The sequence below is a fragment of the Cytobacillus firmus NBRC 15306 genome, assembly GCF_001591465.1.
Lineage (GTDB): Bacteria > Bacillota > Bacilli > Bacillales > Cytobacillaceae > Cytobacillus > Cytobacillus firmus.
In genome coordinates this window covers 19073-42358 of sequence record NZ_BCUY01000029.1, presented here as the reverse complement: position 1 = coordinate 42358, position 23286 = coordinate 19073, and the positions used below count along the sequence as shown (strand labels likewise).

Here is a 23286-nt window from a genome sequence, read left to right as displayed (position 1 = left end):
AGGGAATCTGCTTCTAAAACCTTCAACAGAATCAGCTCCGCATTGTAAATTCCATTTTCTTCTATTTATATCTTAATGGACTCTGGCATTTAGTTGAATAGGAATTTTGGCATGAAATAGTGTAAAAAGTTCCTTATACTTTGTTTACTCCATTAAATATGCATAGTAATATGCTGTAGTCGTTAGTAATCCCTACTTAAGATAAATACAGAGCTGCATAACCTACTCTTTATTTTATATGCTGTTTTCGTAAACATTGTTGATTACCATCAGGTTATAACAAAGAAAACTCGCATTAGAAAATTGCGAGTTTTTGTTATTTATGGATTTGTTAATTCAATTAAAATAACCGAAAACGAACTCTTTACTTACACAGAAGGATTTTTATTTTACATATCCTCAATAATTTTACCGGCCGTTTCTGCCCCATTTTCGATGCAGTCAGGGATTCCGACACCGTAATAAGAGCAGCCTGCAAGCCATATTCCAGGGTATTCCCGGCCCAGTCTGCTTTCAATGGCTGCTACTGTCTCAGGATGGGATATCAGATAGTTCGGCATTTTTTCAGTCCAATTTGTCACTTCACTGGCTGCAGGCTCGGCCGTAATGCCAAGACTTTTTTCAAGATCAGCCAGAGCCGTCTTCAAGAGCTCTTCTTCACCCATTTCCTTCAGAGATGCAAAGGCCGGATGGCTGCTTTTATAAAATAACCTAACAAGCAAATTACCGCTTTCTGATGTATGCTTCCATTTGCGGCTTGTCCATGTACAGGCATTGCAGGTTAATTCATCCGTATTGGCCGTGATGAAGCCTGTCCCGTCTTCAGGCAGTTCGCTGTCTGGAATATCATAAGCAAGATAAATAGAGATCAGGGAACTGTTCTTCAAAGGTTCGAACTCCGCTTTCAGCTCCTGATCGTCGATCAAGGCTGCAGCTGCATTATGCGGAATGCCGAGCACTATATGATCTGCCTCAAGGCTTTCGCCATTTGAGAGATCAACCTTATATCCGCAATCCGTTTTTTCTATTTTAACAGCCTGTGTGCTTTTTAATATTTCTGTCCCGTCCAATCTTTCCTCATAAGCATCAATTAATGTATCCAGTCCCTTATTAAAGGAAAGGAACTTCTTTCCCCCGCTGCTCTGGAACACCTTTTTATTTTCCTCGAACCCTCTTATGATGCTGCCATATTTTTCTTTATAATCAAACAGGTGCGGAAGAGTCGAAGCAATGGTTAAGTCACTGAGATTTCCGGAATATACTCCCGAAAGAACAGGTGCAATTTGTTTTTCCACCAGTTCTTTTCCGAAGAAGTGCTCAAGGAAATCGCCGATCGAATCATTCTTTGTAAAGCGGTCATTTTTCGTATAAAAATCCTTCAGGGCTTCCACTTTTCCTTCCGCTGAAACAAGCGTGGATTTGGCAAGAGATTCAACACTGGCCGGGATCCCAAATACAGAATCTGCCGGGATCAGCTTCAGCTCGCCGTCAGTGTAAATATACGACCGTCCCGCCGCATTGTACACAACCTCTTCTTCCAAACCGAGCTCCTGGATAAAATTCATCGCATCCGCTTTTCGGGCAACAATCGAATCAGCTCCCGCCTCGATTAAGAAGCCGCCTTTTCTTACTGTGCGGATTTTTCCGCCAAGCTGTTCTGCTGATTCTGCCAGCACCAGCCGTATATCCTGATTGTTTTCTTTTTTCCATTTGTTCAGTTCATACATAGCGGACAATCCTGTTACACCGCCGCCTATGACTAATACTGTTTTCACTCGTATGCACCTCAGTTTACATCCAATTCATATATAAAGTGTACCACAACCTGTAGAGATGAAAGTATGTGAGGGTTTGTCCATTTTTCAAATACATTATCATTTCCTGAACCAGTTGGGCATGCTCATCCATATGCAAAAAAGGAATGTCCGTATCCACTTCACCAGTGATTCTATTCATTTTAATATCCTCGCCTTCAAGCCATCTTCTGAAGTCAAAAACAACCGGCTCTCTGTCGCCGCCGAGCGCAAACCAGGCTTTCACCTCCCCCGGCAGATAGGCTGATGTATGAATGGTCCCTGCCCAGAACCCACTTTGATTTTGGCTTCATGCAGGGGGAACGTATAAAAGATTCTCTTTCTGTGCAAAATCGGGAGGATCAATGGATGGTACTTGCCCACCTCCGACACCTCTAGGGGTAGCACTGGAGCTAGATAGTTATCGAAGTTCAAAAATTTTACTACCTTATAAAAGACTGATCTGCATCTTTCTGCAGATCAGCCTCCTTTATTTATCGTTAACAATGATATATACAGCCTGCACAGGACCATGTACACCTACAATTAAATTCATTTCAATATCGGCACTGTTGCTTGGGCCTGAAATGAAATTTACACAGGATGGGACAGGTTCGCCATTCTCCACAATTGTGTGGATATGCTTTGCAACCTGGGTCATTCTTGGAACAATTGTGCTTTTTGGGATAATGGCAAAGTAAATCACTGGAAGAAGGCTTACTGCTCGTCCCTTCCCTTTATCACTGAACAAAACAACAGTTCCTGACTCTGCAAGCGCCGCATCACTAAAGGTAATTCCGATGTCTGCATGTGCGGAGAAAGCAAGATTCTCTTCTCCTCCTTCTTGATCCCAGACATGGACTGCTATTCCATTGCCATTCAAATCAATAGGGAGGGAAGATAATCCAAATTCTTCAAAGCGCGGATCATCCCATGTAACGACCGATTTGCCACCGTATTCCTTAATCAAGCGGCCGATTTGCTCAGGCAGCTCTGCAGAAGCTGTTTCATATACATCCGTATGAATTAACAAACATTGCTTCTTCAGGACCTCTACAAGCTCGTCCTGTGAGGCGCCCTTTAAAACGTCCCACTGAGGATTATGATCCCATGCTGGTTTTTCTACCTCAGAAAGACGTTTTCTCCCCAGATTTTTTGCCAGATTGTCAAGGAAAGAAGTGCGATTATACACTTGTCCAGCTGCCATCATTCTCCCCTCTCTTTCTTTCTCTTTTTATATAAATCTCTGAATCTGTCTTTCTTAGGTGCGGGGAAATCCCGAATTTCAGTCCAATTTTTCAAAGGGCCGGGACCAGCTGAAATTTTATCATCCTTTGTGAATGCTCCCAATGCCTTGGGTGCCAGCTTTGAACCGATATTGTACATGGATGGTGAAGCTGTGCCGAGACTGAAGGCTTTCATGGATAAGTTTTCAAACACCGGTGCTTTGCCTTCTTTTTCAACAATCTCCTGGCGGTGGCGGAGCAAATGCTCGTGTAATGGAATTTTTACCGGACAAGCTTCCGTACATGCTGCACACAGCGTTGAAGCATATGGCAGTTCTTTATATTCATCATAGCCGCCAAGAAGAGGAGTCAATACCGCTCCTACTGGCCCCGGATAGATGGATCCATAGGAGTGACCGCCGACATGGCGATAGACTGGACAGACATTAATGCAGGCTGCACAGCGGATGCAGTGAAGGATGGACTGGAATGCTGTTCCTAAAATTTTTGAACGGCCATTATCCACAATAACAAGATGGAATTCTTCTGGACCATCTATTTCTCCCTCTTGCTTTGGACCAGTTAATGCAGTTATATAACTCGTTAATTTCTGCCCGACTGCTGCGCGGGTCAGCAGGCTTACCAAAACTTCCATATCTTCCCACGTAGGCACTATCCGCTCCATTCCCATTACAGTAATTTGCGTTTTTGGAATGGTTGTCACCATCCGCGCATTTCCTTCATTTGTCACCAGGGAAATCGTTCCGGATTCGGCAATGGCAAAATTGCATCCCGTAATGCCAATATCCGCCTGAAGAAACTCTTCCCGCAGTTTTTCTCTTGCAAATAATGCAAGCTCTTCCGGCTTCTCGGTTTTGTCATAGCCTAATTTATCCCTAAAAACATCCCGAATCTGTTCTTTATTTTTATGAAGGGCAGGTGTAACGATATGGGACGGTGGATCATGATCGTCCACTTGCAGAATCCACTCGCCAAGGTCGCTTTCAATGACTTCACAGCCAGCATTTTCAAGCGCTTCGTTCATATTAATTTCTTCTGTCACCATCGACTTGGATTTGACAACCTTTTTACCATTTTTCTTTTTAACTACATTGGTAATATACTCATTTGCCTCTTCAGCTGTTTCAGCGAAAAAAACATATCCCCCTCGCTTAGAGACATTTTCGCTCATGAGGTCCAGATAATAATCCAGATTCTCAATGGTATGGGTCCGAATCTCTTCACCCAGTTTGCGCCATTCCTCCCAATTTCCTAATTCTTCAGCTGCGTTCAGCCTTCCGCTGCGAAAACGCCCCTGTGCAGAGGAAACAGCACCGCGCATAAAAACATCGCCTATCCCGTCTGTGACACGTTCTTTAAAAGGTTTTTCCCCTATTTTCATAGCCATATGTGTTTCCCTCTTTTCCTATCTGCTATTTAATACAGAAGCAATATGCATCACCTTAATCGGCTTCCCTTTTCTGTCTATCCGTCCTCCAATATTCATCAGGCATCCGCAGTCGGCTCCTATTAGAATTTCAGCTCCGCAATCTTCAGCACTCTGAACCTTTTCATCTACCATCTGCTCTGAGATTTCTCCCATCTTTACCGAGAAAGTGCCGCCAAAGCCACAGCAATTATAATTGTGTGCGAGCGGCTTCATCTCAAGACCTTCTACATTGCTTAACAGCTTCATTGGGGCTTCCTTTACTCCTAATAATCTCGTCATATGACAAGAAGTATGGTAGGTCGCTATTCCATTCATCTTTGCCCCTACGTCCTCCACTCCTAAAACATCCACGATAAATTGTGTCAGTTCATACGTTTTTTCAGCTAATTTTTTGGCGCGCGGCTCCCACACTGGGTCTCCTTTAAAAACGTGCGGATACTCTCTGAACATAGTTCCACATGATCCCGAAGGAGTTACAACATAATCTGAATGTTCGAAAACAGTAATCATATGCTTCATGGATTCTTTCGCCTTATCCACATATCCGCTATTATAGGCAGGCTGCCCGCAGCATGTCTGCTTTTCTGGAAAATCTACTTCGCAGCCCAGCTTTTCCAGCAGTTCTAAAGTATCCATTCCTACATCCGTCTGAAAAATATCTATTAAACAGGTTACAAATAATGATACTTTCATAGATCTCACCTTTACTTTCTTCAAGTAAATAAATTCATTCTGGGTCTTAACTAAGTTTAAGCCCAGATATCCGCACAGTCAACAGGTCATCAGATGACTTTAGTGTAATATAGCAAGCTCCTCAATGGAGCTTGCACCATTATGCTGACTTTTTCAGCCTCTTATCTTCCATTCTGTTCTGTTTCTGGCCTTTAGCAATAAAAACTGCAATGAATACTGCCACTGCGGCCAGGATAAGCGTTCCAATATTCATGCCAATTCCATTGATGGCCACATACCCGATTCCGCCTGCAAAAATAACATAGAAAGTCATCGGGATAAGCGTTTTTCGTATTAAGCTTCCTTCCCTTCCTATTAAACCGGCAGAAGATGAAGCAGCAACAACATTATGGACACAAATCATGTTACCCGCTGCTCCGCCGACAGCCTGCAAGGCAACAATGGTGGCGGGAGAAGCAAGGATATTATCAGCTACTCCGAATTGAAACAAAGAGAACATCATGTTGCTTACTGTATTGCTTCCTGCAGCAAATGCTCCAATCGCACCGATTGTTGGCGCCGTAAGTGGCCAATAGCTCCCAAATATATTGGAAATCCCCTCTGCCAATGCCAGTGGCATGCTAGTAAAATCGGCTGCATTGATTCCTGAGTTGATAAATACCTGGACCATTGGGACCGCAAATACCAGAGCAGCCATTGCACTGACAATCGTTTTAAAAGAGTCTTTTACTGCCTGTCCGTAATCTCTCACATTCATTTTAAAAATAAAGATGGAAAGCAAGGATACTACAATAAAAATGACACCAGGAAGATTTAGCGGCTTGGATTCAATTGTTATAGCCGTCCCGAAAACGCTCTCAAATTTCAGGACAAAGGCTTGGAGCCACGCCGAGAAAGGCAAGTATTGCACACGTGTTAAAACTAGTAGAACAGCAACCAGCAGGTATGGCAGCCAGGCAGCCAGAAATGATATTTGTTTCTTTGGTTTGTCTGTCGCGTCCACATCAAGGGAGCCCGTCCATGAAGGATTCCAATGGCTTTTTTCTTCGAAGTCCCATGCTTTTACAGGGGTAAATAAACCTTTTTTAGCGGCTGGCACCACAATCGCCAGGCCGATTAAACCGCCAATCAAAGATGGAAATTCAGGACCCAGTAAATTGGCAACTAAAGCATATGGGACTGTAAAGGCCAAACCTGCAAAAACGGCAAACTTCCATATGGCCAGCCCTTCTGCAATTGATTTATTTTTTCCGAAGAAGTAAGTCAGCATTGTTACCATAAATAATGGGATAAATATGCCGATGACACCATGAATCAGGGCAACCTGTCCTCCGATTGCATTTATGTAGGCATCAAATGTCGTGCCTTGCTCTGCAATATAGCTTTGAACAAGAGGCGAATCCTTCAACCCTGAATGGACCCCGATTAATATCGGTGTTCCTACAGCCCCATAGGAAACGGGTGTGGATTGCAGAATAAGCGCGACCATAACTGCACCCATTGCCGGAAAGCCAATCGCTACTAAAAGAGGACCAACTATAGTGGCTGGAGCCCCCCAGCCAGCTGCCCCTTCCAGGAAAGATCCGAATAGCCAGCAAACGATAATTGTTTGAACACGGCGGTCAGGGGAGATGCTCATAAAACCTTTACGAATGGTAAAAATAGCACCGCTTGCTTTCAGTGTGTTCAGCAGCAGGATGGCACCAAATACAATCACTCCCACTTCAAGCGCCGTGACAATCCCTTTCACACTTGCTGCAGCTATTTGATTTCCCGGAACTTTCCATATGAACATAGCCATAAGGATGGTCAGAATCAGAGAAACCGGCATAGCCCTCTTAGCTGGCCAGCGTAAAATAACCAAAAATAGAAAGACAGAAACAATAGGCAATGTAGCAATTAAAGCTAATAAACCAATACTCAAATTTCTCTTCCCCTTTCATGATGAAGGAATACTTCCCGGATGGAATTAATCCTATTAACAGGTCATCTGATGACTTTAGTATATTAAACAGTATAAATAAAACGCTTTCATATCTCAATAGAATTTTTCGAAAAATTTGCAGAATTAAACCCAATCGTAAGAATTACGATTGGGTAGTCCTATTACATTTCAATTTCCTGAAAGTATTCCATTAATACATCTTCCACACTTTGAAGGTGCTGAAGCAATAGTTTTTGTGCCCTTGCACCATCCCTTTGTACAATTGCCTCATAAATGCTGGCATGCTCAAGGGTCAGCCGGCCAAGGGTGGATTTCTCTGAATAAAGCCATAGCCTGCGGGTTTCACGCATAGTTGTGAACATCATTTCTGAAACATTGTTCATGAGGCTGATCAGCAAATCATTTTGGGATGCTCTTGCGATGGCCATATGAAAACGAAAGTCAGCTTCTTCTCCTAATTCTTCATCATTAGCATTTTTCATTTTCTCCAGTGCTTCTTTAATTTCAGAAAGTTGCTCTGCCGTCCGTCTTGACGCTGCGGCTTCAACAGCTCCTACTTCAAGAATCCTGCGAACCTCCAGCAAATTCTTCACATCGTCCTTTTTCATTAAGACGGCAATTTGCACTGGCAGCTTAAGCATATTTGAATTGAATTCACGGACATAGGTACCTTCCCCCTGATGCATTTCAACCAGGCCCATAGCCCGCAGTGCACTCAGTGCCTCCCGAACCGCCGAACGCCCAACCTGAAAATTCTCAGCCAGCTGCTGGACAGAATCGAGCTTATCACCCGGCTTCAGATCACCAGCTTTTATCATATCCATAATGGCTTCAGCCACTTCTTCATATATTTTGCGCGGTTTAATACGTCTATAATTCAATCATGTTCACCCCATTATGTATCTACCTATGATTTTATAGTAATATGTGCGGTGAGACAAACGCTAATTTGTAAGCGGTTAATCCATAAAACAAGGAAAAGGCTATTATTTCTGCTCCTTCCTGCATACATTAGGTTTCAGCTAAATCATATACCACAGTTTCTGCTAATCAACTGATGACGGACGGTCTCCGCTTTTGGCTTTTAGTTCTTTTAGCTTAATACTATAAAACCTCATACTTTTCGGAATCCCTTTTATCGCAAATATTCCGTTATAAATCAGGGATCTTACTCTATACTCAGCAAAGCCATCACCAATTGGCTCATCCAGATGCCCTATCACTTCCCCGATTAATCTTGCTGATTTTATAAAACCCTTGTTGCTATTATGAAGCTTTTTGGCTGACTCGATGATATATTCATCAAAATAACTCTCTGGCACACTATATATTTCATGATAAAGAAGAAACAAACGTCTGAAGGATGAATTATTGAAATTACGTGGTATGGTCTATGACAAATTTTAAGAATAAAGAACTTTACTATTGTATCGGTTTTCCTTAGTGTGCTAATGGATGTTTGTAGAGTAAAATATAATCATTCTTTATTCTAAATATAAAGTTGTAGAGAATTTATAACTATTCTCTGAAGTAATAAATTTATATGGTTGTATTATTAATACAAGGGGGTTTTATTAATGATTAAAGGATTATACGAAGCACATTTACCAGTAAGTAATTTGAAAAGGTCTATCGAATTTTATAAAGAACTTGGTTTAGAGTTTGACCACAGCGTAGAGGATAGTTTGGCATTTTTATGGATTGAAAAAAATAAAAGCTGGTTGGGCTTATGGGAAACCGATAAGGTAGAACTTGAATATCATCCTTCAATAAGACACATAGCATTTCAAGTATCGTTAGAAGGATTAAAAAATTCGGTTAGTTGGCTCAAAAGTAAAGGATGTGAACCAAGGGAGGCTTTTGGCTTTGAGCCAGTAGAACCTTTTGTAATGGCACATGATAACTATGCTCACGCTAAAATTCATTTTAATGACCCTGATGGTAATAGTTTGGAATTGATTTGTAAACTCGAAAATCCTAATAAAATAACAAAACGGATGTATTTAAGTGAGTGGGAAAAATTAAATACAAATAAATAGAAAAAGTAGTTTTTCAAGCTACCGGTGGCGTTAATTTATTTTTATAAGACGATATTGGGATTTTCGAGGAAGAAGGCCAGGACCAATACTATTATTTGGGATATACGGTGAAGAAAGCAGGGAAAACATATCATGTGCACAGCCCATTTGTTAAAGATGGGAATGGCGGCTTAACTCCTGCCGGCAATGAATGGACCATTGAATTGGATGAACCTGATCGTGCTGACAGCAGAGGATTCACCAGTATTGAACAAGCACTTCAGGAATTATAAAGATTGTCTTCGATCTATATTAATTTTAGAATTTTTTGTCTATAATGGAATTGAATTAGAAAGGAGTGAAAGAAATGGCTGTTAATGCCTATTTAAATTTTAATGGAAATACACGTGAAGCAATTGAATTTTATGTAAAGGCTTTTGAATTGGATATGCCTGAGATCACAACTTTTGGTGAAGCTCCGCAAAACCCTGAATATCCGCTTCCGGAAGAAGCAAGGAATTTGGTAATGCATTCAAGCCTTAACATTTGCGGCAGTAATGTAATGTTTTCAGATACGTTTCCAGGTATGCCCTTTACAGTAGGAAATAACATTAATCTTGCAGTTGTCATTAATGATGTGGATAATCTGAGAAAGTATTTTAACAATCTGCAGGAAGGCGGCAAAGTAACCATGGAGCTGCAGGAAACTTTCTGGAGCAAGAGCTTTGGCCAACTAACAGATAAATTCGGCATCAACTGGATGTTCAGCCACGAAGGATAACATACATAAGCTAATATGGAGGCATATGGCCTCCATTTTTTATTCATTCAGCAAATGATGAATCATACGTTTCTTATCATCGAAAAATTGCTTCATAATGCGGTAATGATTCGTTTCTTCGAGCTTCTTTTCCGAGATGCCGTCATCAGTGAATTCATATATGGCTGCATCCGGGTAGGCCATAATGATCGGAGAATGGGTAGCGATAATAAATTGTGAATGGTCCCTGACCAAATCATGAATCCTTGTCAGCATGGACATCTGCCTCAAGGGGGATAGTGCCGCTTCAGGCTCGTCCAGAATGTAGATTCCATTGCCGCGAAAGCGATGAATAAATGTGGAGAAAAACGCTTCTCCATGTGACTGTTCATGTAAAGAACGGCCCCCAAAGGAATCAATTACTTTTGGCCCGCCGCCTTCGCTGTCCATTTCCTCAATATTGGAAGCTACATTATAGAAGCTCTCTGCCCTTAAGAAAAAGCCGTCGGATGGCCTGTCTACGCCCTTTATTACCTTTAAATATTCGCCCAGTATAGAATGGGATTCAAAGGTAGAAAAATTAAAATTGAATGATCCGCCTTCAGCATTGAATCCCAGTGCAACCGCAACCGCCTCCAGGAGCGTTGACTTTCCCATCCCATTTTCACCTATCAGAAAGGTTACTTTCGGGTGAAAAGGCACCTCATCCAGCGTCTTCAGGCTCGGAAGGCTGAAAGGATACTGATCGAAAGTTGGAATCTCTTCTCTTTTAAGCCTAATCCCTCTTACGTATTGTGAACTAAACAGATTCATAAAAAATACCTCATATATTTTTATAGTCACCTATTTGCCATCAGGGCTGAAGCCAGCCTTGGATACACCCAATTGAATGGGTGTATCTTGAAATTCCCGATCCAGCATGTTAAGAACCACTTTATATGCAGATGGATTATACCATTTCTCCAAACCAAGCTCATTAAAAATCTTGCGGATTCCAAGCCTCTCGGTCCTTTTCCCTCCACTTCCATCCCCCATCCAAAAATCGTCAACCGTCACACGGTTTGCAATAGATTTAAGTTTTGCAGGAAATTCCCTCGAGCATGGAAGCAGCGGGGCAAGGGTAGCCTGAGTGATAATTCCTGCCTCTTTTATGTCTTTTAGTGCAGCCATTCTTGCAGGGATGGGAGGTGCCGCTGGTGCAAAGGCCTTTCTGACATCTTCTTTGTCTGTCTCGATTGTCATGGAAACCCTGATTCTATCCCCGAATTGCTGGAATAAATCGATATCCCGATTCACCAGTGGCGAACGGGTTTGTACATGTAAAAAGTCAGGCTGATTTTCAAGCATAACTTCCAATAAACTTCTGGTCAGTTTTGAGGTATATTCAATCGGCTGGTAAGGATCTGTGGAAGAGGACATAAATAAAGCAACTTTTCCGCTTTTTTTAGCTTTAGCCAATTCTTTCTCCAAAAGCTCGGCCGCATTTGATTTTATATCAATCCACGCACCCCATTCCTCTTCACGGAAAATGGAAACAGGGAGCTCCCTTACATAGCAATATTTACAGCCAAAAGCACAGCCCGCATAGGGGTTCAATGAATGAGTAAAATTGTCTATCGCACCTTTGGCAGGTGTTAAGATACTTTTTGATATGATTTCTTTAAGCTGTATGTTCAAATCAATCACCAAATCGAATGTATGTTCTATATTAAAAGTAACACTGTCACCTGCTGATGTCAACAGCAGCACAAATATGCCTGACCCATTAACCGGGCCAGGCATTACCTATTTATTGTTCTATTTTAAGTTCCGCAGTATGTTCGATGTGGCATGCCGGATGGCTCAGGCAGTTTGCAGTACTCTTCCTGTTCTTTAGTATAGGCATAAGGATGCTCAAGTGCTGCAAGAAGCTTTTTCATCACGCTGTAATCTCCAGTGTTAACAGCTGCTTCCAGAGCTTCTTCCACCCGGTGGTTCCGCGGTATGACGGACGGGTTGCTGTTCTTCATTTTCTCATGTACTTCTTCTTTCGATTCCTTTTGCCTGGTCAGCCTTTCCTGCCATTGATCATGCCAGCTGGCAAACTCCTGATCATTATTTAACCCAGTGTTTTCACCCAATGTTAGTGCACGGAAGGTGTTAGTATAGTCTGCTTCAGACTTCTGCATCACCTTTAGCAGTCCGGTAATAAGAGCTTCATCATCATCTTCTTCATTAAATATCCCAAGCTTTGCCCTCATCCCTGAAAGCCAATGCTTCTGATAGATTTTATTGTATTCTGATATGGCGCCCTGAGCTATTTTTATTGCTTCCTCTTGATCATCATGAAGGAGCGGCAAAAGAGTTTCCGCAAATCTCGCCAGGTTCCAGCCGCCAATATACGGCTGATTTCCATAAGCATAACGGCCTTCCCTGTCAATGGAGCTAAAGACGGTTGCCAAATCATATTTATCCATAAAGGCGCACGGGCCATAATCAATGGTTTCTCCGCTGATTGTCATATTGTCGGTGTTCATGACTCCATGGATGAAGCCTATATGCTGCCATTTGGCAATCAGCCAAGCCTGCTGCTGGATCACATTCTTCAAAAGAGACAGGTAAGGATTTTCGTCATCTTGTATTTTCGGATAATGACGCTGAATTGTGTATTCTGCCAAGCTTTTAAGCTCCTCAACCGGCCGCCAGTTTGCCGCATATTGAAAAGTCCCCACCCGTATATGGCTATCCGCCACCCTTGTCAGGATCGCACCCGGAAGTTCAGTTTCCCGGATAATGGCTTCACCTGTTGTTACAACTGCCAGACTGCGGGTGGTCGGAATTCCTAGAGCATGCATGGCTTCACTGATGATGTACTCCCGGAGCATCGGTCCCAGAGCCGCCCGGCCATCTCCGCCGCGTGAAAACGGCGTTCGGCCGGAGCCTTTCAGCTGAATGTCAAAACGTTCTCCCCCAGGTGTAATCTGCTCGCCGATCAGCATTGCCCGGCCGTCCCCAAGCATATTAAAGTGTCCGAACTGATGACCTGCATAAGCTTGAGCGAGAGGTTCAGCATCCTCAGGGACCTTACAGCCTGCTAAAACCTCAACGCCCGATTCGCTTGCTAATGCGTCTATATTCAATCCCAATTTCTTTGCGAGCGGCTCGTTTAAGATAACCAGCTCAGGGGATGATACAGGGTTTGGCTTCATTTTTGAGAAAAATGTCTGAGGCAGCCGTGCATAGCTGTTATCAAAATTCCATCCGATTTCATTGTTATTTGTCATCGTAGCTCCTTCCTTATCTGCGGTTTTATAGTCATTTTCTTTTATTATACCCTTTTTGAAGAAACATAGCGGGCATCTTTTGTATGTAAAAAAACCTGACAGCCGGATTCTAAACCGCCGGCTGTCAGGTTTTTTTATGATTATTCATCAAGTTCAAACGTTTTACAGGCTGTTTCCTCTATTTCATCTGCTTCCCGGCCATTCTGGCCAATCACATAAATAGAGTCCGCTACACATTTATCACCTTCAGCCCAGTACTTACAGTTTTCAACGTTACACAATACTTCTACTTCCATTCTTGGCCACCTCCTTTTGGTTTACTGAATGTATACCCCTTTTTTAGAGAAATAACCATGTGGGATATTATCCCATTAAAGGCAGAGTGGCCTTGGAAGGAGTTAGTCTGGGAGAATTAGGATTTTAGTTTTTTCGTCATTTTCGGGGAGTCTTGGCAAAAGACAACGTGATGAATGTGCGTAATAATTAAGATTTCATTGTCAATTAGCCCGTTGATTTCCGCTCCAGGATGCTCGCTTTCCGCGGGGCGTGCGCTGAGCCTCCTCGACGCTTCGCGCCTGCGGGGTCTCACCTGTCCCGCTACTACCGCAGGACGTTGAATAAGCTTCCTTGAGTACACATCGCACGAAGAAAATGCGCATGCATTTTCGAGGATCTCGCACCTTCCGCTCCAATCAACTCAGCGAATGAAACTAAGTTATGAAAAAACATCAAACCCTTAATAAAAGAGGATGGACGACTAGCCCATCCCCTAGAATTTTCAATTGTTCTTTGACGCAAAAGCCTCAAGCAATTCACGCACTTCAGCTGTAGATCTTGTGTTCATCAAGTCATTTCTTAGTGAGCTTGCCCCTGGAAAGCCCTTGACATAGATTTTGAAAAAGCGGTGAAGAGCCGTGAACGGCCGCAGTTCTAAATGTGCATATTGATCATGGAGGTCCATGTGCAATCTTAAAAGGTCGAGCAGTTCCTCACTGGTAGGGTCTTTTTTCTCTTTTTCAAATGCAAAGGGATTATGGAATATGCCTCGCCCAATCATAACTCCATCAATTCCGTACTTCTCAGCAAGCTCCAAGCCCTTCTCGCGATCTTGTATATCTCCATTGATTGTCAAAAGGGTATTCGGGGCCACCTGGTCGCGAAGTTCCTTAATCTCCGGGATCAGTTCCCAATGTGCAGGCACTTTGCTCATTTCTTCCCGTGTACGCAGATGAATGGAAAGATTAGCAATGTCCTGCTCCAAAATGTGTTTCAGCCAGAACTTCCATTCGTCAACTTCCGTGAAGCCAAGCCTTGTTTTTACACTTACCGGCAAGCCTCCTGCTTTGGCTGCCTGTATAAGTTCTGCTGCCAATTCAGGGCGGCGGATCAGACCGCTTCCCTTCCCGTTCTGGGTCACATTCGGTACGGGACAGCCCATGTTGATATCTATTCCCTTAAAGCCCATTTCCGCCATCCCAATACTCATTTGCCGGAAGTATTCAGGCTTATCCCCCCAAATATGGGCGACAATTGGCTGTTCATCCTCTGTAAAGGTCAAACGCCCGCGCACACTTTTGATCCCATCAGGGTGACAATAACTATCTGAGTTTGTAAACTCAGTAAAAAACACATCAGGTCTGGCTGCTTCACTCACCACATGGCGAAAAACAACGTCTGTCACTTCTTCCATTGGTGCCAGTATAAAAAATGGCCGCGGTAACTCAAGCCAAAAATTTTCTTTCATCTTTTTATTCCAATCCTCTCATTAAGGGATACTAACAGAACTCCATATCCCTAAATTAAAAACAGCATATCTATACTTCTTTTACACTTATACCATGGTTAGGCACTTTTTATCAAACTGCCTGCTGTAGTTTAAAATTTCATACAATGGCTGGAATGTGGCGGGTTGTTCCTTCGGATGAGACGCTTTCTCGCTTGTCCGCCTTGCCTTTAATATTCCCTCTTTGCTTCGAATGTCCCACCAGATTTTTGATCTCTAATCATCCAGTTTGAAATCATTTTCCTGCAGATGTTTTGTTTGCGGCTTTTGATTTAAGTACGTTTCAAATTTTGAACCAAACAGTGTTTCAGGTCTCAGGTAGCGTGAATATTGCGGATCTCTCTTCCATTCGGCAGACTTCAAATCGATAACCTTTTGAAAATCAGCGAGGGTAAAGCCTTGCTCCCACCAATCCCTGATTAGACTCCTCGACTTCCTGGAACTCTCCCGATAGTCCGAATCCGTTTTCTCATTGGAGATATTGGATGATGGCAGTGTACGGAATTTTCCATTTCTGTTCAATAGGCGGGTCAAGCGTACACTTCGATAATTCAACAAAAAAAGAGCGGTTAAAGCATACCGCTCCTCATTTAGGCTTGTTTCAGGATGGAGTTTAATTGACTCCATACAATTTTTATAGAAACCCAACTTGTTATTTGAGTTCAAGCAACGTAACAGCTTCAACATGTGTTGAATACTTTTCACAGTCACAATACAATAGGCGACTATAACTACTTAAAGCAAAGGGGCGGTAAATAAAAACCGCTCCTTTTTTTAATTTTACCATCGTTTTAAAGAATAATCCTCTTTATTATAGACCCTACCCAGTGCCGAATGAATGACTTTATCAAATACATATTATGGTATGGCTCATTCTCTCCATATAAAAATTCCCCAAATTTCCTTTGTACGTCAAATACTTCAAAATGGGTGTCCTAAATCTCCTAACCTCAATAAGGATAGATACCACCATTTAAAGAGGTAATAACTATACATTCGTTCTCCCTGCTTGCCTAAAAAATTCTACCCATGTACGCACAACAAATGATTTTATTATTATTTATCGTTTTATCATCTTGTACACCCAAATGTTAAGGATTATGTTCAATTCTTATAATGAATATGTCAGTGCAAGAAAGAAAACAAATTAGGAGGGCTTGACCATATGGAAAAAGAGTTTCTAACTGTACGCTCATTATCAAAATTACTAGATATGAGTGAGCAGACAACATACAAATTAGCACGAAATGGGGTAATTCCAGGACGTGTAAAGATTGGTGGTAAGTCTGTTCGCTTTAACAAAGTGGTTGTGATGGAGTGGTTGCAAAATGGAGGGGCTATTGATGATAGTGAAAACTAAGGACTTATACAGCTTTTCACAAGCAGCGGAAATATTAGGTGTTACCACTCAAAGGCTTTTTGAATTATCCTCTTCTCCCTATGTTGAGAAAGTGCACCAAGATAACCGTATCTATTTCACGAAAGAAAGTATCAGAAAATTAGTCCTTAGGGAGGGGTGATGTGTAATGATTAGCATTGAAAAGACTAGCAGAATACTAAACCGCTTTAACATAGCATTTACTGAAAATGCGGTGTTAAGATACTTGCAACGTGGACAACTTGACAAAGCCCCTCGTATTGAAAGCGGCTATTATTCTCGCAATACCAAATATGGCTACAGTGTGGACGAGGATAGCCTAGTAACGTTTTTACTTGAACGTGGGGTTATTGAAAAAGAAATTCATTCGGTTTTATCAGCTTAGAAGCATACTCACTTCCTGCTGTTAATATATGACCGCTCTTTAGTTACCTATTAAAGAGCGGTTTTACATAATTAAATTTCATATCAGCTTTACCCGTGGTTATTCTAGGAGAACACGTTAAAAACTAGCCCGTGTAACAGCGGTGAACACCGTTAGAGGGTGAAGAACTCCCCAGATCAATACCCGTCGCAGTAGCCTTACGGCTAGGTGGCATGACAGAGTTATTTAGAATATACGTGGTAAAGCTGTACCTGGGCACGTCGAATGTCATGAAGATACCTCAGGATTAGTCCTAAATATCGCCATCCCCTTTATAGGGGGGTGGTATGTTTCCTCGAATTAGTACCTTAACTGCAATAATAAAACAACAAAATATTTAAACAAATAAATAACAGGGGCAAGCGTAGCGTAGCCCCCGAAGTGAGCGAAGCGAACGGAGAAAACAGACATACGGTAAATTTTATATAAAAAGATTAATTACAATAAAATAAGGAACCCCTAAAATACTATTATGCTTTTTCATGCCATGCTGCTTTAGGTCTTGAACTTGGATAACCGTATCGTTGTCTGTATAATTTCCTTTGACTTGTAAAATCATACCACTGTTTATTACTCTTTGGATGATTTGCATGATGAATAATACAAATTATTTGGTCTTCAACACATGGGTCAGTCCAACAACCCAATTTTAGTTCTAAAGCATTAAAGACCTCTGTCCAATTTTTGTCCTTAATTTGATTTAGACTGTAATAACCAAGAAGATTAACTATTTTGGAAGCCAATTCGTAACCAATAGAAGGAATTTGTTGAAAAGTTGCCAATCCTTTTAAGTTTTTTGCTCTTTCCGACGAAGTACCTAAGCAATGAGTAATGTTATCTACCTCCAATTTATGAAAATCACTTAACTTTATGTTCAATTTCCTAAGTAGCTGTTTTTCCTCTTGGGCTAATGGTAACTTTGGTCGTTTATTATTTTCCAAATTAAATACCCCTCCTAACTAAATTAGTGGTTTTGACATATCAATCATCGTTTTAAATCCAAGATTTTCATAAACCCCTCTTCCGCTGGAACTTGACCAAAGTCTTGCTCGTTCAGCTCCTTTTTCCTTAAGCCAAAAACAAACTTCATTTACCAATTTATGTGCTAACCCATTATTCCTGTGCTGCTCTAAAGTATAGACTGCTATTATCCAACCAAAAAGACTCTCTTTCTCTGCAAGAGGAAAAGAATACTCCATTCTTAAAAGACCACCTGCACAAGCCACTATACTATCATGTTTATCAACAGCAACTCTAAATTTTAGATTACCTGTTTTAGTTTCATGAATAAATAAACTTTTTACTTTTGCAACTCTTTGTAAGTCTGGTTTAGGTATATTGTCTATTTCGCCCATTTCATTAGCCATATTCTCCCAAAACCCTGTAACGATAGCAAGTTCTTTTAGTGTAGCCCATCTTGTTACATACATAAGAACACCCCTTTTTCAATATATCTATATTTTACCAAACAGGCTAATCCACCTCTATAAAGCTAACTCTTAAATTTAAGAAATATATCGCAACTAATCCCCTACATAAAACGATTGCTATGTCGAAAGGAGCGATAGCAATGAATATTCAAAGAGTGTTTAAAGGTACACAAGACTTTAAGTCATTAATTATAAACCTATTGGACAAAGAAATTGAAAAACTAGTGGCTGCCGCTTACAATGATAATCAAGTAGATATAGTCGCTTTCGATAATGGAGGGCGACAATAATGAGAGTAGCAGGATATATAAGAGTATCAACTAACAAAGAGGGTCAAAAAGAGTCACCAGAAAATCAAAAGCAAATGATTTTAGATTTTATTACAGAAAATCACTTTGACCTATTTGACTTCTATACAGATGTTCAAACAGGTACTACAGATAATCGTGAGGGATTAAAAAGGCTCATACAAGACGCTGAAAATAAGGAATTTGATGTAATTATTGCTAAGGAGTTAAGCAGATTAGGTCGTAATGTGGAATTACTTTATCAACTAAGGCGAGTTGCTGACAATAAAGGGGTTCGATTAATTACTTTAGATGGCAAAGTTGATACACAGGACTTTTCAAAACAAGCTATGTTCGGTCTTTATGCTTGGATTTATGAGAGTGAAAGTCAACGTATCAGCGACCGTATTAAGTCTGTATTTCACATGAAGTATAAAAACGGAAAATTCTTGGGTAGTATTCCCCCATACGGGTATGAATTGAAAGACAAAAGACTAGTGATTAGAGATGATTATACCGTTGACATTGTTCGTGACATCTTCAATAAGTATTTAGAAGGTTGGGGACATGACAAAATAGCAAGGTATCTTACTAATAGGGATATTCCAACACCTTCACAAGTTGTTGGGAAATCAAATGCAGGTTTGTATTGGCAAGGTTCTACAGTGAAAAAGATATTAAAAAACCCTCACTATGTAGGCGACCTCGTACAAGGCAGAGAGACCACTATGAACGTGACGAATAAGACACGTAGAGTAAACGACCAAAGTGAATGGATAACCATTTCTGACGCACACAAACCTATCATTTCAAGAGATATGTTTGAACAAGTACAAAGCCTACTAGAACAAAAAGCTAAAAGAGGTCGGGGCGGTACTAGAAAGAGAAAGCACCTTTTTACCAATATTGCTTATTGCTCTGACTGTGGTAAAGCCATGCACTATAGAATAAATCGTAAAGGTTATATTTGTGGTTCTTATGCCAAACATGGTAAGAAAGCCTGTTCTAGTCATGTAATTAAGGAGCAACTGTTAAAAGAAATAATCCTTGACGATTTAAAAAAGATGGCAGATGACTTAGAACATCCTAACTTAGAAAGCAAGATTGAGAAAAGAGTAAGAGCCACAGCAAAACAGAATGAGTCAAGATTACAGTCCATTGAGAAACAAATCCAAAAGCAAATGGAGTTAAAGCACAATGCTTTACAGAAATATATTGCCGATGATATTTCAAAGCAGGATTATGATGACTTTGTAAATACGGTACAGGGAAAGTTACAACAATTTGAAATAGAAAAGGCAGAGATTAAAAGAGCCACTGATGAGAAAAAAGCAGCTATTAAAATCTCTGCTATCTTAGAACAACTAAAAGCGTTTTTGAACTTCAATGCTTTAACCACTGAGATGTTATTACGTTTTGTTGAAAGGATTGAAGTAACTGAAAGTAAAGATGTAAAGATTTATTATAAGTTTGCACAGGTTGAGGGATTATAAATTTCCCTCAATCATTTTTTAAAACTAACTGTGAAATGCACTCAACATGCGCCGTCTGCGGAAACATATCCACAGGCTGAATGCCACTTACATGATATTTAGAACTCAAGACCGAAATATCCTTCGCCAATGTGGATGGATTACACGAAACATAAACTACTTTCTTCGGCTGGACTTTTAAAATTGTCTTTAACAGCTGCTGATCCAGTCCGGTTCTTGGCGGATCGACGATGATGACGTCCGGCTTCCAGCCTTCTTTTGTCCATTTCGGAAGCCATTCTTCTGCCTTGCCGACCACGTATTGGGCATGTTTGATTCCATGGCGCGCCGCATTTTTCTTAGCGTCTTCAATGGATTCTCTAATAATATCCATTCCGCGGATTTCAGCAGCCTGATCGGCAACCCATAGTCCAATTGTTCCGACGCCGCAGTAGGCATCAGCTACTTTTTCCTTGCCCGTTAAACCCACTGCTCTTTTAACTTCATTGTAAAGTTTGACAGTCTGTTCAGGGTTCAGCTGGAAGAATGTCCGTGCAGACAGTTCAAACTGCAGATCTCCCAGTGTCTCCTGAATAAAGTCGCTTCCATCCAGATTCATGGTTTCCTGTCCAAAAATAATGGAGGTTTTTTCTCCGTTCACATTTTGAATGATCGACTTTACTTCAGGCAGCTCACTTTTAATTTTTTCGATAATGATCTCTTTTTTAGGAAGCTCTTTTTGGGCTGTAATCAATACGATCTGCAGCTCGCCTGTCTGGATTCCTACCCTGGCCACTATGGTTCTCACGATGCCTTTGCGGTTTCTCTCATTATAAATAGGGATTCGCAGGTCCTGAAGAATCCGCTTCACCGTTTCTGTCGCCTTGGTTGTCTGCGGATGCTGCACCGCACAGTGCTCAATATTTATCAGGCGGTGCGAATTCATGCCATATAAACCGGCCAGCACCTTCCCATCTTTTTGGCCAACCTGGAACTGGCTTTTATTTCTGTAGCTCCAGGGATCTTCCATCCCAATGGTTTCTTTTATATCGAGCTTTTCAGGATTCAGCTTTGTGTGCCGTTCCAGAGCTTGAATAATGATATCCCGCTTCTCCTTCAGCTGCTGGTCATAACGGAGATGCTGCAGCTGGCAGCCGCCGCACTCATGGTAGACCGGGCATGGCGGCTGGACACGGAACTCCGATTTTTTGCGGATTTTTTTGATTTTAGCCTCGGAAAATTTCGGATTTACCTTTGTAGCTTCTGCTACTATTTCCTCGCCTGGCAGTGCTCCGGGGACAAAGACGACTTGCCTTTTAAAATAACCGACACCTTCACCATTGATGCCAAGTCTTTTGATTGTCAGCGGGAACGTCTGCTTTGGTTTTAATTTAGCTGTTTGTTCTTGTTTCATGATTCTTCATCACTCCAAATTACTCGATGCTTCGCCACAAATAAAGCGAAGCATAGCTCAAATAAGGATTCCAGCTCTTAGAGAATGTCTCCATTTCTTCAAGAGTCGGTTTCGCTTCTAATTTATATAGTTTTTTCAAGGCATTTTGAATGCCGATGTCTGCAGCCGGAAAAAGATTTGGCCGGCCAAGCCCGAACATTAAGAAATTCTGGACAGTCCAGGGACCGACACCGCGCAATTTGATTAGTTTATCATAAATTTCTTCATCTGAAAGGTTTTTAAGCTCATCAAAGTTCAAATTTCCGGCAGCCGTCTCTTTTGCTATGCCAATAACATATTCAGCCTTCCGCCCGCTGAACTGCAGTTCCCTCAGGTCATCCACTGTCAATTCTGCAACTTTTTCAGGCAGCGGATAGAACCACACACCCTCTTTTTCAAAACCGAATGTTTTCACAAACCGTTCTGTTAATGTGTGTGCAAACGCAAGATTCAGCTGCTGGTGAATAATGCACTTCAGGATACAGCCATACGGATCAAAATCGAGCACAATAGGTGTTCCATAATGCTCTTCAAATATCGGCCGCAATTCTGTGTTTTGAAAATGCCTGTGAATGGTCTCAAGCGGCAGATGCCATTGGAATATTTCCGATAGGCGCTTAGCTGCCTTTTCTTTAAGGGGGCCATCCGTTCCGGAAATTAAAAATTCCGGCTGTTCCGTCGTTCCGATTGCCTTTACTTCTGCTACAACCGGCTGATGCTTAAGCATCATGGGCACTTTCACAGACCTTTCCTCTATATTAACCTGATTAAGAGGATCGTTTGAAAGCCTGTCCAGTACAAGATCAAAATTATAAGGTCCTTCTACTTGTATCTTTTCCAAGAAGAATCCGTCCTTTATCATTTTCCCCGATTATAGCATTTTTTGCTGTTATTTTTCTAAAATTGTTCGCTTATATAAAAATAGACCCTGAAGAACGGGTCTATTTCATGCAAATATTGAAATTCAGCTGTTTTACCGGCCGTAATTGGAGTTTTACCGCCATTTTAAGGAAGATACCGGCCAAAGTACATTATTTATCGGCCGAATTAAAGATTTTACCGGCCAAACCAAATCAGTACAGCATCCGCTCCCCAATCGCCTGTTCCCATGTCAAGTCGTCAAGGCTCTTAAACGTGTACCCGCGTTTTTTCAGATCCTGAATTGCTTTTTCAAGAGCATCGGCATTATCCTTTGACACAGTGTGCAGCAGGAGAATGCAGCCCGGATGAATCTGGCGCATAATATTGTCGTAGGAATACTGCCAGCCCTTTTGCCGATCAGTGTTCCAGTCTACAAAAGCCAGTGACCAGAATACGTGCGTGTAGCCTTCCTTTTTCGCAAGAGCCAATGTACGTTCACTGAATATCCCGCGAGGCGGCCGCAAATAAGCCATATGCTTAACACCAGTCAGCTTTTCAGTTTCCGCACGAACCATTTCAAGCTCTTTAATGAATTTTTCATCGCTTACTCTTGTCATATCAGGGTGATGCCAGGAATGGTTGCCAATGATATGCCCTTCAGCTGCCATCCTCTTAACGAGATCCGGTGCGCTTTTTAAATAATGGCCTGTCACGAAAAAGGCAGCAGGGACATTTTCCTTTTTCAGAACGTCCAGCACCTGTCCGGTATAGCCGTTTTCATATCCATTATCAAATGTTAAATAGATCTCCTTCTTGCTTGTATCGCCTTTATAATAAGAGCCATGCCGTTCAATCAGCGAATCAAGCGGCTTTCCTGCTTCGGCGGGCACCTCATTTTTTGCTTTTTTAAATCCCCAATGAACCGGCGAGTTGCCGTAGTTTGCATAAGCTGTTCCGGAAAAAAACAAAATAAATACACTCAGGAAGATACTTAATTTTTTCATCTGAGCTCCTCCAATATTTTTTCTTAGTGTTTGTGAATGGAATAAA

25 protein-coding genes and 1 pseudogene are annotated in these 23286 nt (G+C 41.6%); 7 read left to right on the top strand and 19 right to left on the bottom strand.

The genetic code is table 11. From position 1 onward, the window contains the following. Positions 1 to 389: 389 nt before the first annotated feature. The 8 genes and pseudogenes from hemG to BFI01S_RS10460 all read right to left on the bottom strand — a co-directional run bounded on the left by hemG (position 390) and on the right by BFI01S_RS10460 (position 8459). Positions 390 to 1775 (bottom strand): protoporphyrinogen oxidase, encoded by a 1386-nt coding sequence (gene hemG / locus BFI01S_RS10495; RefSeq protein WP_061792579.1) that lies wholly within the window; start codon positions 1773 to 1775, stop codon positions 390 to 392. 99 nt (positions 1776 to 1874) lie between these two features. Further along, positions 1875 to 2082 (bottom strand): annotated as a pseudogene (locus BFI01S_RS22455) (acyl-CoA--6-aminopenicillanic acid acyltransferase); the annotation flags it as partial. A gap of 201 nt (positions 2083 to 2283) precedes the next feature. Then, positions 2284 to 3000: a LutC/YkgG family protein gene (locus BFI01S_RS10485; RefSeq protein ID WP_061792577.1), complete on the bottom strand. Its 717-nt coding sequence runs from the start codon at positions 2998 to 3000 to the stop codon at positions 2284 to 2286. Further along, positions 3000 to 4427, bottom strand: a complete 1428-nt coding sequence (locus BFI01S_RS10480; RefSeq protein ID WP_061792576.1) for a LutB/LldF family L-lactate oxidation iron-sulfur protein — start codon at positions 4425 to 4427, stop codon at positions 3000 to 3002. Before BFI01S_RS10480 ends, BFI01S_RS10485 begins: the two co-directional genes overlap by 1 nt. An 18-nt stretch (positions 4428 to 4445) precedes the next feature. Then, the gene (locus BFI01S_RS10475; protein WP_061792575.1) at positions 4446 to 5162 is read right to left on the bottom strand and encodes a (Fe-S)-binding protein; all 717 of its coding nucleotides are present in this window, start codon (positions 5160 to 5162) and stop codon (positions 4446 to 4448) included. 139 nt (positions 5163 to 5301) lie between these two features. Continuing rightward, entirely contained in the window at positions 5302 to 7086 is a 1785-nt protein-coding gene (locus BFI01S_RS10470) for an L-lactate permease (RefSeq protein WP_061792574.1), read from the bottom strand. A 182-nt stretch (positions 7087 to 7268) separates the two neighbouring features. After that, complete coding sequence (locus tag BFI01S_RS10465) at positions 7269 to 7988, bottom strand: FadR/GntR family transcriptional regulator (protein WP_061792573.1); 720 nt, start codon at positions 7986 to 7988, stop codon at positions 7269 to 7271. 165 nt (positions 7989 to 8153) lie between these two features. Beyond that, positions 8154 to 8459 carry a DUF3658 domain-containing protein gene (locus BFI01S_RS10460; RefSeq protein WP_241743462.1) on the bottom strand — a complete coding sequence of 102 codons (306 nt, stop codon included), beginning with the start codon at positions 8457 to 8459 and terminating at the stop codon, positions 8154 to 8156. Positions 8460 to 8684: 225 nt separating this feature from the next. On the opposite strand from BFI01S_RS10460, the gene BFI01S_RS10455 reads away from it, so the two are divergent. The 3 genes from BFI01S_RS10455 to BFI01S_RS10445 all read left to right on the top strand — a co-directional run bounded on the left by BFI01S_RS10455 (position 8685) and on the right by BFI01S_RS10445 (position 9906). Further along, positions 8685 to 9146, top strand: coding sequence for a VOC family protein (locus BFI01S_RS10455; RefSeq protein WP_061792571.1), 462 nt, complete (start codon positions 8685 to 8687; stop codon positions 9144 to 9146). 53 nt (positions 9147 to 9199) lie between these two features. Next, a complete protein-coding gene (locus BFI01S_RS10450) occupies positions 9200 to 9418 on the top strand; it encodes a DUF5634 family protein (protein ID WP_169799753.1) in 219 nt (72 codons plus the stop codon). 74 nt (positions 9419 to 9492) lie between these two features. Continuing rightward, positions 9493 to 9906, top strand: a complete 414-nt coding sequence (locus tag BFI01S_RS10445; RefSeq protein ID WP_061792570.1) for a VOC family protein — start codon at positions 9493 to 9495, stop codon at positions 9904 to 9906. A gap of 39 nt (positions 9907 to 9945) precedes the next feature. Here the strand turns inward: BFI01S_RS10445 and BFI01S_RS10440 are convergent, their stop codons facing one another. The 6 genes from BFI01S_RS10440 to BFI01S_RS10420 form a co-directional block, all read right to left on the bottom strand. Then, positions 9946 to 10698, bottom strand: a complete 753-nt coding sequence (locus BFI01S_RS10440) for an AAA family ATPase (RefSeq protein WP_061792569.1) — start codon at positions 10696 to 10698, stop codon at positions 9946 to 9948. Positions 10699 to 10728: 30 nt separating this feature from the next. Beyond that, entirely contained in the window at positions 10729 to 11571 is an 843-nt protein-coding gene (locus tag BFI01S_RS10435; RefSeq protein ID WP_115596843.1) for an SPL family radical SAM protein, read from the bottom strand. A 116-nt stretch (positions 11572 to 11687) separates the two neighbouring features. Then, positions 11688 to 13148 carry a protein adenylyltransferase SelO gene (locus BFI01S_RS10430; protein WP_061792568.1) on the bottom strand — a complete coding sequence of 487 codons (1461 nt, stop codon included), beginning with the start codon at positions 13146 to 13148 and terminating at the stop codon, positions 11688 to 11690. A 140-nt stretch (positions 13149 to 13288) separates the two neighbouring features. Then, complete coding sequence (locus BFI01S_RS22450; protein WP_082804505.1) at positions 13289 to 13444, bottom strand: DUF1540 domain-containing protein; 156 nt, start codon at positions 13442 to 13444, stop codon at positions 13289 to 13291. Positions 13445 to 13926: 482 nt separating this feature from the next. Continuing rightward, a complete protein-coding gene (locus BFI01S_RS10425; RefSeq protein WP_061792567.1) occupies positions 13927 to 14892 on the bottom strand; it encodes a tRNA dihydrouridine synthase in 966 nt (321 codons plus the stop codon). A gap of 255 nt (positions 14893 to 15147) precedes the next feature. After that, positions 15148 to 15558, bottom strand: coding sequence for a conserved phage C-terminal domain-containing protein (locus BFI01S_RS10420; protein WP_159344642.1), 411 nt, complete (start codon positions 15556 to 15558; stop codon positions 15148 to 15150). 538 nt (positions 15559 to 16096) lie between these two features. Between BFI01S_RS10420 and BFI01S_RS10415 the strand changes: the two genes are divergently transcribed. Together BFI01S_RS10415 and BFI01S_RS10410 are read left to right on the top strand one after the other, a co-directional pair. After that, a complete protein-coding gene (locus BFI01S_RS10415; protein WP_061792565.1) occupies positions 16097 to 16291 on the top strand; it encodes a helix-turn-helix transcriptional regulator in 195 nt (64 codons plus the stop codon). A 166-nt stretch (positions 16292 to 16457) separates the two neighbouring features. After that, complete coding sequence (locus BFI01S_RS10410) at positions 16458 to 16694, top strand: hypothetical protein (protein WP_061792564.1); 237 nt, start codon at positions 16458 to 16460, stop codon at positions 16692 to 16694. A gap of 509 nt (positions 16695 to 17203) precedes the next feature. Here the strand turns inward: BFI01S_RS10410 and BFI01S_RS10405 are convergent. Next, complete coding sequence (locus BFI01S_RS10405) at positions 17204 to 17674, bottom strand: helix-hairpin-helix domain-containing protein (protein WP_061792563.1); 471 nt, start codon at positions 17672 to 17674, stop codon at positions 17204 to 17206. An 18-nt stretch (positions 17675 to 17692) separates the two neighbouring features. After that, complete coding sequence (locus BFI01S_RS10400; RefSeq protein WP_061792562.1) at positions 17693 to 18163, bottom strand: GNAT family N-acetyltransferase; 471 nt, start codon at positions 18161 to 18163, stop codon at positions 17693 to 17695. Between the two features lie 140 nt (positions 18164 to 18303). Between BFI01S_RS10400 and BFI01S_RS23360 the strand changes: the two genes are divergently transcribed. Continuing rightward, complete coding sequence (locus BFI01S_RS23360) at positions 18304 to 18453, top strand: hypothetical protein (protein ID WP_169799752.1); 150 nt, start codon at positions 18304 to 18306, stop codon at positions 18451 to 18453. Next, complete coding sequence (locus BFI01S_RS10395) at positions 18453 to 19943, top strand: recombinase family protein (RefSeq protein ID WP_061792561.1); 1491 nt, start codon at positions 18453 to 18455, stop codon at positions 19941 to 19943. The genes BFI01S_RS23360 and BFI01S_RS10395 overlap by 1 nt, the downstream gene beginning before the upstream one ends. 7 nt (positions 19944 to 19950) lie before the next feature. Here the strand turns inward: BFI01S_RS10395 and rlmD are convergent, their stop codons facing one another. The 3 genes from rlmD to pdaA form a co-directional block, all read right to left on the bottom strand. Further along, on the bottom strand, positions 19951 to 21336 hold the full coding sequence (gene rlmD / locus BFI01S_RS10390; protein WP_061792560.1) for a 23S rRNA (uracil(1939)-C(5))-methyltransferase RlmD: 1386 nt from the start codon (positions 21334 to 21336) through the stop codon (positions 19951 to 19953). Between the two features lie 19 nt (positions 21337 to 21355). Continuing rightward, positions 21356 to 22237 carry a DNA-3-methyladenine glycosylase family protein gene (locus BFI01S_RS10385; RefSeq protein WP_061792559.1) on the bottom strand — a complete coding sequence of 294 codons (882 nt, stop codon included), beginning with the start codon at positions 22235 to 22237 and terminating at the stop codon, positions 21356 to 21358. Positions 22238 to 22448: 211 nt separating this feature from the next. Next, on the bottom strand, positions 22449 to 23240 hold the full coding sequence (gene pdaA, locus BFI01S_RS10380; protein ID WP_061792558.1) for a delta-lactam-biosynthetic de-N-acetylase: 792 nt from the start codon (positions 23238 to 23240) through the stop codon (positions 22449 to 22451). Between the last annotated feature and the right edge of the window lie 46 nt (positions 23241 to 23286).

What these genes read in the sequence shown, in the direction of transcription:
- BFI01S_RS10445 (WP_061792570.1), top strand. Translation starts at nt 9,493, where the DNA reads ATGGCTGTTAATGCCTATTTAAATTTTAATGGAAATACACGTGAAGCA.
- BFI01S_RS10430 (WP_061792568.1), bottom strand. Translation starts at nt 13,148, where the DNA reads ATGACAAATAACAATGAAATCGGATGGAATTTTGATAACAGCTATGCA.
- BFI01S_RS10385 (WP_061792559.1), bottom strand. Translation starts at nt 22,237, where the DNA reads ATGATAAAGGACGGATTCTTCTTGGAAAAGATACAAGTAGAAGGACCT.
- BFI01S_RS23360 (WP_169799752.1), top strand. Translation starts at nt 18,304, where the DNA reads ATGAATATTCAAAGAGTGTTTAAAGGTACACAAGACTTTAAGTCATTA.
- BFI01S_RS10455 (WP_061792571.1), top strand. Translation starts at nt 8,685, where the DNA reads ATGATTAAAGGATTATACGAAGCACATTTACCAGTAAGTAATTTGAAA.
- rlmD (WP_061792560.1), bottom strand. Translation starts at nt 21,336, where the DNA reads ATGAAACAAGAACAAACAGCTAAATTAAAACCAAAGCAGACGTTCCCG.
- pdaA (WP_061792558.1), bottom strand. Translation starts at nt 23,240, where the DNA reads ATGAAAAAATTAAGTATCTTCCTGAGTGTATTTATTTTGTTTTTTTCC.
- BFI01S_RS10395 (WP_061792561.1), top strand. Translation starts at nt 18,453, where the DNA reads ATGAGAGTAGCAGGATATATAAGAGTATCAACTAACAAAGAGGGTCAA.
- BFI01S_RS10440 (WP_061792569.1), bottom strand. Translation starts at nt 10,698, where the DNA reads ATGAATCTGTTTAGTTCACAATACGTAAGAGGGATTAGGCTTAAAAGA.
- BFI01S_RS10485 (WP_061792577.1), bottom strand. Translation starts at nt 3,000, where the DNA reads ATGGCAGCTGGACAAGTGTATAATCGCACTTCTTTCCTTGACAATCTG.
- BFI01S_RS10410 (WP_061792564.1), top strand. Translation starts at nt 16,458, where the DNA reads ATGATTAGCATTGAAAAGACTAGCAGAATACTAAACCGCTTTAACATA.
- BFI01S_RS10400 (WP_061792562.1), bottom strand. Translation starts at nt 18,163, where the DNA reads ATGTATGTAACAAGATGGGCTACACTAAAAGAACTTGCTATCGTTACA.
- BFI01S_RS10420 (WP_159344642.1), bottom strand. Translation starts at nt 15,558, where the DNA reads ATGGAGTCAATTAAACTCCATCCTGAAACAAGCCTAAATGAGGAGCGG.
- BFI01S_RS10480 (WP_061792576.1), bottom strand. Translation starts at nt 4,427, where the DNA reads ATGGCTATGAAAATAGGGGAAAAACCTTTTAAAGAACGTGTCACAGAC.
- BFI01S_RS10425 (WP_061792567.1), bottom strand. Translation starts at nt 14,892, where the DNA reads ATGAAAGAAAATTTTTGGCTTGAGTTACCGCGGCCATTTTTTATACTG.
- BFI01S_RS10415 (WP_061792565.1), top strand. Translation starts at nt 16,097, where the DNA reads ATGGAAAAAGAGTTTCTAACTGTACGCTCATTATCAAAATTACTAGAT.
- BFI01S_RS10475 (WP_061792575.1), bottom strand. Translation starts at nt 5,162, where the DNA reads ATGAAAGTATCATTATTTGTAACCTGTTTAATAGATATTTTTCAGACG.
- BFI01S_RS22450 (WP_082804505.1), bottom strand. Translation starts at nt 13,444, where the DNA reads ATGGAAGTAGAAGTATTGTGTAACGTTGAAAACTGTAAGTACTGGGCT.